The following is a 16,069-nucleotide window of genomic DNA, read 5'->3' as shown; positions in this document are numbered from 1 at the left end:
GATCAGCGGGGCAGGTCCGAATATCCCATCAGGAACTCGTCCACCGCACGCGCGGCCTGGCGGCCTTCACGGATGGCCCAAACCACCAGTGACTGGCCCCGGCGGATATCGCCCGCCGCAAACACCTTGGGCACGTTGGTGGCATAACCGCCGTCAAAGTCCGTGGTGGCGCGGGCATTGCCTCGGGCATCCTTCTCGACGCCGAAAGCCTCCAGCACCGGCGCGACCGGGCTCACAAAACCCATGGCCAGCAACACCAGATCGGCCTGGTAGTGTTTTTCGGTGCCGGGAATCTCGACCAGCTTGCCGTCCTTGAACTCGACCTGCACCGTAGTCAGGCTCTTGACCTTGCCCTTTTCGCCCGTGAACTCCTTGGTGGAGATCGCGAACTCGCGCACGCAACCTTCTTCATGGCTGGAGCTGGTGCGCAGCTTGAGTGGCCAGTAAGGCCACGTCAGGGGGCGGTTTTCCACTTCAGGGGGCTGGGGCATCACCTCGAACTGGGTGACGCTGGCTGCACCATGGCGATTGCTGGTACCCACGCAGTCGCTGCCGGTGTCGCCGCCGCCGATCACGATCACATGCTTGCCCGTCGCCATGATCTGGCCCTTGAGCTTGTCGCCCGCGTTGACCTTGTTCTGCTGGGGCAGGAATTCCATGGCGAAGTGAATGCCGTCAAGTTCACGGCCTGGCACAGGCAGGTCGCGCGACTGCTCGGCGCCACCGGTGAGCAGCACGGCGTCAAACTCCTTGTTCAGCTGTTCGGGCGTGACGGTTTCCTTGGCCCAGTTGGTAACTTTGGAATCCTTGCCCAGGCCGTCCTTCGCGGCGCCCACGAATACGCCGGTGCGAATCACCACACCTTCGGCTTCGAGCTGCTTCACGCGGCGGTCGATGTGCGACTTCTCCATCTTGAAGTCGGGGATGCCGTAGCGCAGCAGGCCGCCCACACGGTCGTTTTTCTCAAACAGCGTGACGCTGTGGCCAGCGCGGGCCAGTTGCTGCGCAGCCGCCAGACCTGCGGGGCCGGAGCCCACCACAGCCACCTTCTTGCCCGTCTGGTGCTTGGCGGGGCGCGGCTGCACCCAGCCTTCGGCCCAGGCGCGGTCGATGATCGCGTGCTCAATGCTCTTGATGCCCACAGCATCGTCGTTCACGTTGAGCACACAGGCAGCCTCGCAAGGTGCGGGGCAGATGCGGCCGGTGAACTCAGGGAAGTTGTTGGTGCTGTGCAGCACCTCGATCGCGCTCTTCCAGTCCGCGTGGTACACGAGGTCGTTGAAGTCGGGAATGATGTTGTTCACCGGGCAGCCGTTGTTGCAGAACGGCGTGCCGCAGTCCATGCAGCGCGCGCCTTGCACCTTGGCCTGGCTCTCATCGAGCCCGACGACAAATTCCTTGTAATGCTTCAGGCGCTCGGGCACGGGCTTGTAGCCCTCTTCGATGCGCTCGTATTCCATGAAGCCGGTAGTTTTTCCCATGACGATGTCCTTGTCTATGAATGCTGTGCGAAGGGTGTGGCGACGCCTTACTTGGCGGGGGCCACTTCTTTTTTGGTAGCAGCTACCGCTGGTGTAGCGGACTCCTCCAGCACTTTTCGTTCATAAATTTCAGCCAACGCACGCTTGTACTCGGTCGGGAAGACCTTGACGAACTTGCTGCGCGATGCGGCCCAGTTGTCCAGCAGCTCGCGCGCGCGCTTGCTGCCCGTCCAGCGGTTGTGGTCTTCCAGCAGCTTCTTGAGCTGGGCCTCATCCGTCTGGCCGTTGTGCCAGATCGAGCGGGGGACCGTGGCTTCCTGCTCAGTGGCGGGCAGGATGCGCTCCAGCGTCACCATCGACAGGTTGCAGCGCGTGTCGAACTGTCCGTCTTCGTCGTAAACATACGCTACGCCGCCGCTCATGCCTGCTGCAAAGTTGCGGCCGGTCTTGCCGAGCACCACCACCGTACCGCCAGTCATGTACTCGCAGCCATGGTCGCCCGTACCTTCGACGACGGCCGTGGCACCCGACAGACGCACCGCAAAGCGTTCACCGGCCACGCCGCTGAAGAAAGCCTCACCGGTGGTGGCGCCGTACATCACGGTGTTACCCACAATGGTGTTGCGCACCGCCTCACCCCGGAAGTCGATGCTGGGGCGCACGATGACACGGCCACCCGACAGGCCCTTGCCCGTGTAGTCGTTGGCGTCGCCGATCAGGTACAGCGTGATGCCGCGCGTCAGAAACGCGCCGAACGACTGGCCGCCCGTGCCTTCCAGCTGGATGCGGATGGTGTCGTCAGGCAAGCCTTCGGGGTGCACACGGGTGACAGCGCCGGACAGCATCGCGCCGACCGAGCGGTTCACGTTGCGCGCCACCTCGATGAACTGCACGCGCTCACCCTTTTCGATGGCAGGCTTGCTGCGCTCGATGAGCTTGCGGTCCAGTGTGTGCTCGATGTTGTGATCCTGCACGTCCACGTGGAAGCGAGGCACATCGGCGGGCACGTTCGGCTGGGCAAACAGGCGGCTGAAGTCCAGGCCGCGTGCCTTCCAGTGTTCCAGGCCCTGGCGCATGTCGAGCAGGTCGGTGCGGCCGATCAGGTCGTCAAACTTGCGAATGCCCAGCTGGGCCATGATCTGGCGCACTTCTTCGGCGATGAAGAAGAAGTAGTTCACCACATGCTCTGGCTTGCCAGAGAACTTCTTGCGCAGCTCGGGGTCCTGCGTGGCCACGCCCACGGGGCAGGTGTTCAGGTGGCATTTGCGCATCATGATGCAGCCTTCCACCACCAGTGGTGCCGTGGCAAAGCCGAACTCGTCAGCACCCAGCAGTGCGCCGATGGCGACGTCGCGGCCGGTCTTCATCTGGCCGTCGGCCTGCACACGGATGCGGCCGCGCAGGCGGTTCAGCACCAGCGTCTGCTGGGTTTCGGCCAGGCCGATTTCCCATGGGCCGCCCGCGTGCTTGATGGACGACCAGGGCGAAGCGCCCGTGCCGCCGTCGTGCCCAGCGATCACCACGTGGTCGCTCTTGCACTTGGCCACGCCTGCCGCGATAGTGCCCACGCCCACTTCAGACACCAGCTTGACACTGATGCCAGCATGCGGCGCAACGTTCTTCAGATCGTGGATCAGCTGGGCCAGATCTTCGATCGAATAGATGTCGTGGTGCGGCGGTGGCGAAATCAGGCCCACACCCGGCACGCTGTGGCGCAGCTTGCCGATGTAGTTGGACACCTTGCCGCCAGGCAGCTGACCGCCCTCGCCGGGCTTGGCCCCCTGGGCCATCTTGATCTGGATCTGATCGGCGGACGACAGGTACTCCGCCGTCACGCCGAAGCGGCCCGACGCCACCTGCTTGATGCGGCTGCGCAGCGAATCGCCGTCCTGCAGGGGCAGATCGACCTCGACGTTCTCGGCGCCGATCACGCTCTTCAGGGTGTCGCCCTTCTTGATCGGGATGCCCTTGAGCTCGTTGCGGTAGCGTGCCGCGTCCTCGCCACCTTCACCGGTGTTGCTCTTACCGCCAATGCGGTTCATGGCCAAGGCCAGTGTGGCGTGCGCCTCGGTGGAGATGGAGCCCAGCGACATGGCGCCCGTGGCGAAGCGCTTGACGATTTCCTTGGCAGGTTCGACCTCATCGATCGAGATCGCCTTGGACGGATCGATCTTGAACTCGAACAGGCCGCGCAGCGTCATGTGGCGCTTGCTCTGGTCGTTGATGATCTGGGCGTATTCCTTGTACGTGTTCCAGTTGTTGGCGCGCGTGCTGTGCTGCAGCTTGGCAATCGCGTCAGGTGTCCACATGTGGTCTTCACCACGGGCGCGCCAAGCGTACTCGCCACCGGCGTCCAGCATGGTTTCGAGCACGGGGTCGTCGCCAAACGCGGCCTTGTGCATGCGGATGGCTTCTTCGGCGATCTCGAACACGCCGATGCCTTCCACACGGCTGGCGGTGCCGGTGAAGTACTTGCCCACGGTTTCCGTGTTCAGGCCGATGGCCTCGAACAGCTGGGCGCCGCAGTAGCTCATGTAGGTGCTCACGCCCATCTTGGACATGATCTTGGACAGACCCTTGCCGATGGCCTTGACGTAGTTGTAGATGGCCTTGTCGGCCGACAAGTCGCCGCCCAGGTCCTTGTGCATTTCGGCCAGGGTTTCCATGGCCAGGTAGGGGTGCACAGCCTCGGCGCCGTAGCCAGCCAGCACGGCGAAGTGGTGCACCTCGCGCGCGGTACCCGTTTCGACCACCAGGCCGGCCGTGGTGCGCAGGCCTGCGCCCACCAGGTGCTGATGGATGGCCGACAGCGCCAGCAGCGCGGGAATGGCCACTTGCGTCGCGCTAACGGCACGGTCGCTGATGATGAGAATGTTGGCACCGCCCTTGATGGCATCAACGGCCTGCGCGCACAGCGAGGCCAGCTTGGCTTCCACGCCCTCACGGCCCCAGCTCAGCGGGTAGGTGATGTCGATAGTGGCGCTCTTGAACTTGCCTTGCGTGTACTTCTCGATGTCGCGCAGCTTGGCCATGTCGGCAAAGTCGAGCACGGGCTGGCTCACTTCGAGCCGCATCGGTGGGTTAACCTGGTTGATGTCCAGCAGGTTGGGCTTGGGGCCGATGAAGCTGTTCAGCGACATCACGATGGCCTCGCGGATCGGGTCGATCGGCGGGTTGGTCACCTGGGCGAACAGCTGCTTGAAGTAGTTGTACAGCGGCTTGTTCTTGCCCGACAGCACGGCCAGCGGACTGTCGTTGCCCATGGAGCCGATGCCTTCTTCGCCGTTTTTGGCCATGGGCGCCATCAGGAACTTGATGTCTTCCTGGGTGTAGCCAAAGGCCTGCTGGCGATCCAGCAACGGCAGGCCGGCAGCTGCAGGGACCGCGGCGGTTTCACCCGTCTCGATGCTGTCCAGCTTGATCCGCAGGTTTTCAATCCACTGCTTGTAGGGCTTGGTGTTGACGATGTTGGCTTTCAGCTCGTCGTCGTCGATCATGCGGCCTTGTTCCAGGTCGATCAGGAACATCTTGCCGGGCTGCAGGCGCCACTTGCGCACGATCTTGTTCTCGGGCACGGGCAGCACGCCCGACTCGGAGCCCATGATGACCAGATCGTCGTCGGTGATGCAGTAGCGCGAGGGGCGCAGGCCGTTGCGGTCCAGCGTGGCGCCGATCTGGCGGCCGTCGGTGAACACGATGGAAGCGGGACCGTCCCAAGGCTCCAGCATGGCGGCGTGGTATTCATAGAAGGCGCGGCGGCGCTCGTCCATGGTCGTGTGCTGCTCCCAGGGCTCTGGGATCATCATCATCACGGCCTGGCTGATGGGGTAGCCGGCCATGGTCAGCAGTTCGAGGCAGTTGTCGAACGTGGCGGTATCGGACTGGTCGGCAAAGCTGATGGGGTAGAGCTTTTGCAGGTCAGCAGCCAGCACGGGCGATGCCATCACGCCTTCGCGGGCCTTCATCCAGTTGTAGTTGCCCTTGACGGTGTTGATTTCGCCGTTGTGCGCCACATAACGGTACGGGTGGGCCAGCGGCCACTCGGGGAAGGTGTTGGTGGAGAAGCGCTGGTGCACCAACCCAATGGCCGAGACGCAGCGCTCGTCGGACAGGTCCTTGTAGTACACACCCACCTGGTCGGCCAGCAGCAGGCCCTTGTAGACCACGGTGCGGCTGGACATGGACGGAACGTAGTATTCCTTGCTGTGCTTGAGCTTGAGCGCCTGAATGTTGGCGCTGGCCGTCTTGCGGATCACGTACAGCTTGCGCTCCAGCGCGTCCTGCACGATCACGTCGTTGCCACGGCCAATGAACACCTGGCGCAGGATGGGCTCCTTCTTGCGCACTGTGGGGGACATGGGCATATCCACATTCACCGGAACATCGCGCCAGCCCAGCAGTACCTGGCCTTCGGCCTTGATGGCGCGCTCCATCTCCTGCTCGCAAGCCAGGCGCGAGGCATGCTCCTTGGGCAGGAAGATCATGCCCACGCCGTATTCGCCGGCCGCAGGCAAGGTCACGCCTTGCTTGGCCATCTCTTCGCGGTACAGCGCGTCAGGGATCTGGATCAGGATGCCGGCGCCGTCGCCCATCAGCGGGTCGGCACCCACCGCGCCACGGTGGTCGATGTTTTCCAGAATCTTCAGAGCCTGCGTCACGATGTCGTGGCGCTTGATGCCCTTGATGTGGGCCACAAAACCGAGGCCGCAGGCGTCGTGTTCGTTACCCGATGAATACAAACCGTGTTGTTGCAGATGCTGGATCTCGGCAGCCGTGGTCATGGCGCACTCCTATATTTTTCGCAGGGGAGCCGAGGTTAGTGCATTGCAGCATATTTTGGCAAGCAATTTAATTGGGGTCAGATTCTCATTAAACAAACCAGAACTCACACAAGCATATTATTGGGGACATATTAAAATTAATAGCAATGAGGCCAGTAATTTCATGCGCCTCCGTCGGTTTTCGCATGATTTTTTTCCATTCGAGGCCTGCCAGGCATTCCTCGAGTCACGCGGCGCAGGGTCTGCTGTTGCAGGCCCGCAAGAAACTCGGTATCGCCCAAAGCCCAACCGCTGAGCGCCGAGTCGGTCAAAGCCGTTTGCACCGACGCCCCCAGGCCCGCCTGAACCAGTGCGGCATAGGCGGCCTCGCGCGCAAACGGGGTGTTGCCCAAAGCCCAATACAGGGCATGGGGCGTCAACCACCGGTCGTTGCGCAAGCCCAACCAATGTGCATGGCTGGACCAGGCGTAGTCAGCGGGCTGCTGCACCAATCCGGCCCGCACAGGGTTGAGGTCCAGGTACACCATGCACGCCAGCAAATACCGTTCCGGCTGCAATACCGTGGAACGGTAGCGCCCCTCCCACAAAGTACCAGTGCGGGCATGTCGGCGGTTGAAGTACTGCACATACCGGCGCCCCACTGCCTGCATCATCTGGGGCAGTCCGTCTTGTGAGGCTGGCGTAACCAGCAGGTGAAAGTGGTTGTCCATCAGCACATAGGCATGGACGGCCACGGCATATTTCTGCGCGTTGTCCATCAACAGCGCCAGCAGCGCATCGAAATCTTCCACTCCGTGGAAGATCGGCTGGCGGTTGTTGCCCCGCAGGATGACGTGGTGCAAATGACCCGGCAGGGTCAGGCGTGACAAACGGGCCATGGGTCTTGATCAGGAATATGGGAGTCACGATCATAGACCTGTCCCCTATTTTTCATCGATGCAAGCTGGCAACGCCCATCATCCGCCACGAAGATAGCGAGGCGCATACTTGATTCTGGCCTGCCCTTGCGCGCCTTTTGGGCACGCGTCAATGCGTGGCCAAGTTCTCCACTGGGTCTGCCACCACACCGATGCCAAACCGCGCCCCCATGGCGTGTTCCAGGCCAAATTCGCCGAGAAGCGCCCGCAACCGCTCGGCCGCGCTGCGTTTTTTCTGTCCGGTGTAGCGCGCGATGATGAGTTCGTTCTTCATGCTGTGCTCCCATCCCACCAGCTCGGTCACAGTGACCTGGTAGCCATTGGCCTCTAGGTACAGGCAGCGCAGCACATTGGTCACCTGGCTGCCGAGTTCGCGGGTGTGCAAGGGGTGACGCCACAGTTCCGCCAGGGGCGTGCGCGCCAACTGCAAGGCCTTGCCTTGGCGCAGGCAGGCTGCCATCTCCGCTTGGCAACAGGGCACCAGAACCATGGCCCGGGCCTTTTTTTGCAGCCCGAAGGCAATCGCGTCGTCAGTGGCGGTGTCGCAAGCATGCAAGGCGGTGACCACATCGATCTGGTCGGGCAACTCACGGGCATCCGCAGACTCGGCCACGGATAGATTGAGAAACGACATCCGCTCAAAATGAAGCCGCTGCGCGAGCGCCCGCGACTTCTGTACCAGTTCCGCCCGGGTCTCCACCCCGTAGATATGCCCGCGGCCCAGCGCCTTGAAATACAGGTCGTACAGGATGAAACCCAGATAGGACTTGCCCGCGCCGTGGTCCGCCAACGTGGGCCCACTGCCTTGGGAGGACAGCTCCGTGAGCAGGGGCTCGATGAAGTTGAACAGGTGGTACACCTGCTTGAGCTTGCGGCGTGAGTCCTGATTGAGACGGCCATCCCGGGTAAGGATGTGCAGCTCCTTGAGCAGCTCTACCGATTGGCCAGAGCGCAGTTCCTGCAGCTCAGCACTCTCGTTCTTGGATTTTCCCGCACCGCGAATTCGCAGGTCGGTCGTCGCTGCAGATGGGTTCTTTTTATTCATAAACCGGGGCCTTGTGCTGGCGGATTGTCCTCGCTGGCGGCAGTGGCGGCCATGTTCGCACCGCCTTTGTCATGGGGGCCCACGTCCAGCGCCAGCCAACCGGCCATGCCCATCTCTTCAAGTACTTCCATGTTGCGCTCAAAGATGGTTTCCGCCTCGGGAAAGACCGACACCGCCCGATCGATGCTGGCCTCGCGCAACAAATGCAGCGTGGGGTATGGAGCGCGATTGGTGCAATTGGTCACGTCGTCCGCATCGGTGCCGGCGAACTGAAACTGCGGGTGAAAGCTTGCGACCTGCAGCGTGCCCTCCAACCCGAGAACGTGCACCATGTCCTCCACTTCACCAAGAAAGTCATTGAAATCCAGGAAATCCTGCTGGCAATGCGGCATCACCAGCAAGGTGGTGTCCCTGACTTCTGCGGGTGTGTTTGCGAGCGCTTGAAGTTCTTCGCGCAACACCACCAGCACATCCTTCCCGGTCGTGGCCAAGCTCACCACGTAGTGAATTTGCCCTTTGACATGCACCGACTTAGCAAACGGACAGAGATTGAATCCTATGACGGCCCGCTCCAACCACCGGATAGTGTCCTGGACGTAGGTATCAGTGGATACAAAATGGGGGAGCGCCTTAGCGGCGTTGGTGGAGGAAGATGTCATGGGTGCGCGCAGAAGCGCAAGGATAGAGGTGGGATTTTATCGGTGTGAGTTGTTGGCAGATCGCGCGATAGCGGCGGTCCCACCCGGAAGCCTCATGGACTCCTCAGTGCACGCTCACATCGGCGGGAGGGCAGCGGAGAAAAAGAAGAGATGCGCAAGCCCACACAGCAAATACGCTTCAGGCGGCCACATCTAACGGAGCCTGAAGTCGCGCGACACCAGCGACGCCCCCCCAAAAAATCAACGCATCTCGCTCCACCTCGGAACCGGGCGCTATTCCTGCAGGAGTCGGCGCCCTGTCAGGCGCTCATGCTCCCGCGCCGCAAAGCGGTCCGTCATCCCGGCAATGAAATCGGCCACCGCCCGCGCTCGTCCATACCTGTCGCCCTCCAGGGCGCGCGCGGTAAAGGCAGCTTTCATTTCGTGGGGCTGGACCATATAGGCATCGAACAACTCACGCACGATTTCTTGGGCATGGCCCGTAGTTTCCATGACCCGGGGATGCCGGTACAGATGCTTGAAGAGGAACCGCTTGAGTACGGTAGAGCGCTCGCGCATCTCACCACTGAAGCTCACCAGAACTGGGAGCTTCCGCACCTCATCGGGATGGGCTGGTGCATGCTCGTGCAGCGCGGCTTTTGTGGTGTCAATGACGTCGTACACCTGCGCACTCAGCATCCTCCGTATCGCCTCGTACAACAAGCGGCGCTGCATGGATGGGGTGGAGAGGTCGGGATGCTCCATCTGGGCTGCCGAACGGTACGCATCAAACAAGGGGACTTCTTGCAGCTGCGTCAGAGTAATCAACCCAGAGCGCACGCCGTCATCGATATCGTGTGCGTTGTAAGCAATCTCGTCGGCCAAATTGCACAACTGCGCCTCCAGGCTCGGCCGCTCATTGCGCAGGAAGCGGGCACCAACACCATTGGGCTCCTCACTCTCCAACTGCAAAGCATGAGTGCGCGAGCAGTGTTTGAGAATCCCTTCTCGGGTCTCGAATGTGAGATTGAGTCCGTCATACAACGGGTATCTTTCTTCCAGCTTGTCCACCACTCGCAAGCTCTGCAAGTTGTGTTCAAAGCCTCCAAAGTCGGCCATGCAGCCATTCAAGGCGTCCTGCCCCGCATGCCCGAACGGGGTATGCCCCAAGTCGTGGGCTAACGAGATGGCCTCAACCAAGTCTTCGTTAATCTGTAGCGACCGTGCGATGGATCGCCCGAGTTGCGCGACTTCTAACGAATGAGTTAGCCGGGTACGAAATAGATCCCCCTCGTGGTTGAGGAAGACTTGTGTCTTGTAGACAAGCCGTCGGAATGCCGTGGAATGGACGATTCGGTCGCGGTCGCGCTGGTATTCAGTTCGAGTGGGCGGCGGACACTCTGAATGACGCCGACCGCGGGTCTGCGCGGGGACAGATGCGAAGGGCAACAGATCTACGAGCCCAATCACCTTAGTAGCCCCTCATCAAACGGCACCTACGCTTCTCGAAAAAGCAATCCAAGCAACCACAAATATTCACTCGCAGCAGGCATCAATAACTTCACGGACTAAGGAGTCTGGCGCCGAGCGCACAAGTGCTCTACCGGGGCCATCGATCACAACAAACCGAATCTCGCCTGCTTCGGCTTTTTTATCAATCCGCATCAACTCCAAATATCGACCGGCGTTGTCGTTAGCATCTAATACTGGCCCTTTGGTGGGTAAACCAGCAAGCTGGATCAAAGAGATCAGCCGCCGAACAAAGTCAGCGTCTACCAACCCCAAGCGTCGGGAGAGTTCAGCGGCCATGACCATCCCGGCCGAAACGCCCTCTCCATGTAACCAAACACCGTAGCCCATCCCTGCTTCGATGGCATGACCAAAAGTGTGACCAAAGTTCAATATAGCGCGCAAGCCTGACTCCTTCTCATCCTTGCTTACGACCCAAGCTTTGATCTCACAACTACGCTGAACCACATGAGCAAGTGCCGCGGCCTCCTTGGCCATAACTGCGTTCAAGTTTTGCTCCAGCCATTCCATGAAGGCGATATCTGCAATCGGCCCATATTTAATAACCTCAGCTAAACCAGCGCGAAGCTCACGATCAGGCAGAGTACTCAATGTACAAAAATCGCAGATGACCAGTTGAGGCTGGTAAAAAGCCCCTATCATATTTTTCCCCAACGGATGATTAATCGCAGTTTTCCCACCTACCGATGAGTCAACTTGAGCGAGCAATGTCGTAGGCAACTGTACAAATGGTATACCACGCATATAGGTGGCAGCCGCGAAGCCTGTTAGATCACCAACCACACCGCCACCAAGCGCGAACAGAGTCGTCTTTCGATCACATTGCCAACTCAAAAGTGAGTTAAATATATTGTTTAAAGAATCCCAACTCTTATGAGACTCACCATCTGGCAGCTCGATAACACGAACGTCCTCGAATATTCGAGCTAGAGAGCTTCTTACTCGATCTAAATGATACCCAGCAACAATAAAATTTGTGACAATTACAGCAACCCGAAAATCGGAAACAATACCGTTGAGAGACTGAACTAAGTCGATGTTTTCACCCACTAGTATTTCATAAGTTCTATCACCCAAATCAATATTGATCACATTCATATTTTATCACCCATATCAAATTACAGTCACCAAAACAAAAAAGGCCAATATAAAATTGGCCTTTTATTCAGACTACAGCATCATCACGGGCAAACCACAGCGCCGCCATCTTTAATCGTCACTGAAACAGTTTGCTTAACGAGTTTTGAGTCGTAAACGTCGATTGGAATCACCTTATCAGCAGTTACACATCTCGGACCCGTGGTGGAATCAGGAAGGATCGCTGTCAGCGTGTTGGCAGCTACGGAGAGTGTGGTGAAAAAGGCTTTGTCAGCCGGACTCACCAGGGGAGTATAAGGCGCAGTGCCTCCTGCGATCAAATAAGTAAGCGTTGTGGAGGTCGCACTCTTTTCATCCACTGTTTGACTAGCAGGTGAAACCTGCAAAACATTAGTGGTCACAGTAACAGAAACCACCACTGAGGTACCAGCTGCATCCGTAATCTTGATGTCAGATGCACCTTGAGAGACCAGTGATACCGACACAGATGAGCCGGAGATAGTCGCTGTAGCAACAGCGGTGTTAGTTGAACTCACGGTGTACGGAGCCACGCCACCGTTGACAGTCACGGAATTACTGGTACCAGCGGGCCCAGTGATAGAGGCAGGCGAAACCGACATCGTGCCCACCTGCACTGTGGCCGTGACACTCAACGTAGCACCTGCCGCATCAGTGATCAAAATAGTCGCAGTTCCTGCTTTCGGAAGTCCGAGAAGCGTCACCGTAGATCCAGAGATAGATGCGCTGACAGTGCTTGCATCTGAACTGTTAACAGAATATGGACCAACACCACCCCGCACATTGAACTGAAGGGACTGATTTGGCCGCAATGTAACCGCAGTTCCGGCACTGCTGACCAATGGAACCGCTTTGGCGGTCACAGTAATTTTCACTTGCTGAACAGGGAGACTCTCGTCGTACACCGTTAACGTTGAAGTCCCGTCACTATTTCCAGAAATAAATAGTATCCCTTCAGCTGAAAGGAACGCACTAACGGAAGCATCGGAGCTGATTACACCGTAAGGTGCTTTACCGCCACGCACTTCAATATCTGTGGACCCGCTAGCGCCCACAGGCAAACTAATTGCACTTACAGGGGGGTAGACTCTCAAGGTTGCGGATGGACCATTAGGGGTACCACCTCCGCCCCCCCCGCCTCCACAAGCGACAACCAACACACCGGTAGTGATGGCGAGTAATATTTTAAATAACTTTTTCATAATCAATTAATCCGTAAATAATTATTTTCTAGGACCACTATCAGAAATAACTTTAGGCGTAATAAATACTAACATTTCACGCTTGGTAGATTCTTTTGTTCTATTTTTGAAGAGATTACCCACCACAGGAACATCGCCAAGCAACGGGATTTTATTCTCTTGATTGGTTTCTTCCATTTCAAAGATTCCACCAATTACAACGGTTCCACCGTTTTCAATCAAAATTTGCGTTTTGACATGCTTGGTGTCAATAGCGACACCTTGAGTAGTTGTCTCTCCTCGGCTGTCTTTGTTCACGTCTAAATCAAGAATAATATTCCCCTCAGGAGTTATCTGGGGCGTCACTTCAAGCTTGAGTACTGCTTTTTTGAAGGCTAGAGTCGTAGCACCGTTAGGGGCCGTCACAGCGTACGGATACTCTGTACCTTGCTCAATCAGCGCCTTAGTTTGATCCGCCGTAATAATGCGAGGGCTGGAAACTATCCGCCCCTTACCGTCGGCCTCCATTGCCGAAAGCTCTAATGTAAGAAAGCGATTTGCGGCAGAATTGAATATCGATAGCGCAAAACTCCCCACACTGCTCACATTAGATAGACTTGCGGGCAGGTTCACAAAATTTCCACTCGTATTAGTCGCACCACCTGCACCACTGGATGCAACGGCATCGCTGTATGAGGTACCGAAGGCTACTCGGTTATTTCCTCCGACTCCATATCCACCATCCCCCCCCCTATTAGCACGCAAGTCAGTTGCACCCAAACGTACGCCCAAAGATCGGCCAAAAGTATCTCGCGCCTCGACAATGCGCGCCTCAATCAAAACTTGACGAACTGCAACATCCAAGCTCGCCAGTAGTAAACGAACTTCTTCGAGCTTGCTTGGGGTATCAGTCACAAATAACTGATTTGTCCTCGGCTCGGATATTGCACTACCACGCTCCGACAAAAATCGCGTTGATGCGGCCCCGCTGGACGCACCCGCCGTAGTGGTGAGCTGAGCAACAATGTCTGCTGACTTCGCATAGTTAAGCTGAAAAGCCTGCGTCTTAAGTGGCTCCAATTTTTGGATTGCCTGAGCAGCCTCGAAGTCTTTCTTTGTACGAGCATCTATCTCATCTTTAGGGGCGATCCATAGAACGGATCCTGTCTTACGCATACCAAGACCTTTGGCGTCCATGATAATTTGGAGCGCTTGGTCCCAGGGGACATCCTTGAGCCGCAGGGTTAGAGCACCCGTGACAGTGTCAGATGTGACTATATTGAAATTCGTAAAATCAGCAATAACCTGCAGCAAAGATCTCACTTCGATATTCTGGAAATTCAAGGATAATTTTTCTCCTGAGTACCCAGGACCCTGCGTCAATTTACTCAGATCGATTTTCTTCTGCCGAATTTCAACAACAAACTGATTGTCACTTTGGTATGCGCTGTGCTCCCATTCACCATTTGATTCAATAAGCATACGGACGCGCTCACCCGTCTGTGTTGTAGTTACAGTCTGCACAGGAGTGCCAAAATCCGTAACATCTAATTTTCGACGCAACCCCTCAGGCAACGATGATCGCATAAATTCAACCACAATACCTTTGGTTTGCTGCTGCAGATCAACACCTACCTGATTGCTAAGAAGATTCACGATTACCCTTCCAGCACCGTCCGAACCACGTCGAAAGTCTATGTCTTTCAACGGTAGCACATCGTTGTTCTGACTTTCCGAAAATGCGGTGGTTTGAGCAGAAGGCCTCGTTCCGACAAGCGAAGACTCAAGCGACAAAAACAAGGATTTCCCTTGAATTTCCGTTTTGTAAGAGGTCGGATTTTTTAGATTCAGAACAATACGCGAACGCTCCCCTGCATTCACAATATTCACCGATTTCAAATTTCCAAGGTTAATATCATACAGCGATTTACCACTATCATTCCCCACCCCCTGAAAGTCCAGCGCGATGCGTGCAGGAGACTGTGTCGAGAATCCTGTAGGCGAAGAAGAAATCGACTCAGAAAAATCAACTCTCAATATCTCAACACCCGCCTGGATGCTAGCGGAAACAGCACTAATCCCCCCAGCGGCAAATGCCCCAAGAGAAAGAAAAAGCATTGAAACGCCTACAGCAGCGCCACGGCAATAACTGAACAATATGCCACTATTTTGTTTCATTTTTTACCCTCTTGCAGATCAAGCGATGCTGAACGCTCTATCCAATCCCCTGTTGCATCTTGTGCTATTTCACGCAGCTGAATTGAATTTTCAGTAATCCGAGTGACTTTTCCATAATTTTGACCAAGGTAATTTCCAACCTTGACCTGATAGATCAAGCTATCAACTTTAATCAACGCTATCGGTGCGCCTGATTTATTCAGACTACCCACCATAGCCATAGAATCCAATGGGAACGCCTCCAATGGCTCCTTACGACGGGCCATTTCTGGAGCGATCAACGTAACGTTCGAGGCCACTTGACTAGAGTCCCGTTTCAACGCTTGTGTTAATTTAAGTTGATTGAACGGTTCTATCGCACCATCCTGGCTATATGCTTCAGGGACAAACTTCTTTGGTTCAGTTAACGGCTGAACGCTCGGTTTTGTGTTGGCTCGCTGCTCCGCCATCCAAACTCTCAATTCATCTTCCCCTGACGGAGCACAGCCAACAAGCATTAACAAACCACTCACAAGAAATGACGCAGTGAAAATTTTCATCACTTAGCCCCCCCCGCCTTCTTTTGCGCCTGGATCTCCTCAGGATCCAGATATCTAAATGTGCGCGCAGTCGCATCCATAGTTAAGCCTTCACGAGCCCCGGGAGTAATCGATATGTTGTTAAGCGTAACAATGCGAGACAGGTGCGCAATATCAGAGGCAAAAGCTCCGATATCATGATACTTACCAGTAACACGAATAGAAATGGGAAGCTCAGCATAGTAGTCTTTGGCAACGACTTGACCGGGCCGAAACAACTCAAACTGCAGACTTCTCCCTAAACCAGATTGATTGATATCAGAAAGCAACGCAGCCATTTCAGCTTTACTAGGAAGTTGCTTTTCTAGCTGAATAACATATTGCTGAATCTGCTCACGCTGCTTCTTCAGTGCATCCAGGCTAACTGCTTTGATGAGCTTCTTCTGGTAGTCACCCCTCAAAGCTAATTCCTTGTTGCGTTCCTCACCCAACTGCACTTCATAGTCTTGCAAAAATGCGAACCACGACACCGCAGCGACAGCGCCCGCAATGAAGACGCAGAGAATTACCTTTGGCAAAACTGGCCAAGCTGAAGGATCTCTGGAATCCAAGCTTCTGAACTGCCGCTGGACAGACTCTATCCATTCAGCGAAATTTATCTTTTTTTCTTTTGCTTTCGCCATG

At 56.5% G+C, this 16,069-nt stretch carries 11 protein-coding genes; all 11 read right to left on the bottom strand.

Annotated features, from left to right (window positions below; genetic code table 11):
• Positions 1-2: 2 nt before the first annotated feature.
• The gene (locus ASC83_RS07610) at positions 3-1,481 is read right to left on the bottom strand and encodes a glutamate synthase subunit beta (protein ID WP_056060207.1); all 1,479 of its coding nucleotides are present in this window, start codon (positions 1,479-1,481) and stop codon (positions 3-5) included.
• Positions 1,482-1,528: 47 nt separating this feature from the next.
• Positions 1,529-6,262, bottom strand: coding sequence for a glutamate synthase-related protein (locus tag ASC83_RS07605; protein WP_056060204.1), 4,734 nt, complete (start codon positions 6,260-6,262; stop codon positions 1,529-1,531).
• 161 nt (positions 6,263-6,423) lie between these two features.
• Positions 6,424-7,140, bottom strand: a complete 717-nt coding sequence (locus ASC83_RS07600) for a transposase (RefSeq protein WP_056060201.1) — start codon at positions 7,138-7,140, stop codon at positions 6,424-6,426.
• Positions 7,141-7,288: 148 nt separating this feature from the next.
• Positions 7,289-8,224 (bottom strand): SAM-dependent methyltransferase, encoded by a 936-nt coding sequence (locus ASC83_RS07595; protein ID WP_056060199.1) that lies wholly within the window; start codon positions 8,222-8,224, stop codon positions 7,289-7,291.
• Positions 8,221-8,883: a DUF1415 domain-containing protein gene (locus ASC83_RS07590; RefSeq protein WP_056060196.1), complete on the bottom strand. Its 663-nt coding sequence runs from the start codon at positions 8,881-8,883 to the stop codon at positions 8,221-8,223. Before ASC83_RS07590 ends, ASC83_RS07595 begins: the two co-directional genes overlap by 4 nt.
• Positions 8,884-9,156: 273 nt before the next feature.
• A complete protein-coding gene (locus ASC83_RS07585) occupies positions 9,157-10,314 on the bottom strand; it encodes a deoxyguanosinetriphosphate triphosphohydrolase (RefSeq protein WP_369816965.1) in 1,158 nt (385 codons plus the stop codon).
• 84 nt (positions 10,315-10,398) lie between these two features.
• Positions 10,399-11,490, bottom strand: a complete 1,092-nt coding sequence (gene aroB / locus ASC83_RS07580) for a 3-dehydroquinate synthase (protein ID WP_056060193.1) — start codon at positions 11,488-11,490, stop codon at positions 10,399-10,401.
• Positions 11,491-11,573: 83 nt separating this feature from the next.
• A complete protein-coding gene (locus tag ASC83_RS23895) occupies positions 11,574-12,710 on the bottom strand; it encodes a hypothetical protein (RefSeq protein WP_156379455.1) in 1,137 nt (378 codons plus the stop codon).
• A gap of 21 nt (positions 12,711-12,731) precedes the next feature.
• A complete protein-coding gene (pilQ, locus tag ASC83_RS23475) occupies positions 12,732-14,867 on the bottom strand; it encodes a type IV pilus secretin PilQ (RefSeq protein ID WP_082522380.1) in 2,136 nt (711 codons plus the stop codon).
• Positions 14,864-15,406 (bottom strand): pilus assembly protein PilP, encoded by a 543-nt coding sequence (locus ASC83_RS23470; RefSeq protein ID WP_082522379.1) that lies wholly within the window; start codon positions 15,404-15,406, stop codon positions 14,864-14,866. Before ASC83_RS23470 ends, pilQ begins: the two co-directional genes overlap by 4 nt.
• Positions 15,406-16,068: a type 4a pilus biogenesis protein PilO gene (locus ASC83_RS07575; RefSeq protein WP_056060190.1), complete on the bottom strand. Its 663-nt coding sequence runs from the start codon at positions 16,066-16,068 to the stop codon at positions 15,406-15,408. The genes ASC83_RS23470 and ASC83_RS07575 overlap by 1 nt, the downstream gene beginning before the upstream one ends.
• Position 16,069: the final 1 nt, after the last annotated feature.

Origin of the sequence: Acidovorax sp. Root402, assembly GCF_001425125.1 — a bacterium.
GTDB classification, from domain to species: Bacteria; Pseudomonadota; Gammaproteobacteria; order Burkholderiales; family Burkholderiaceae_C; genus Acidovorax; species Acidovorax delafieldii.
Note: the sequence above shows the minus strand (reverse complement) of the source record. Positions and strands in the feature narration are given on the sequence as shown.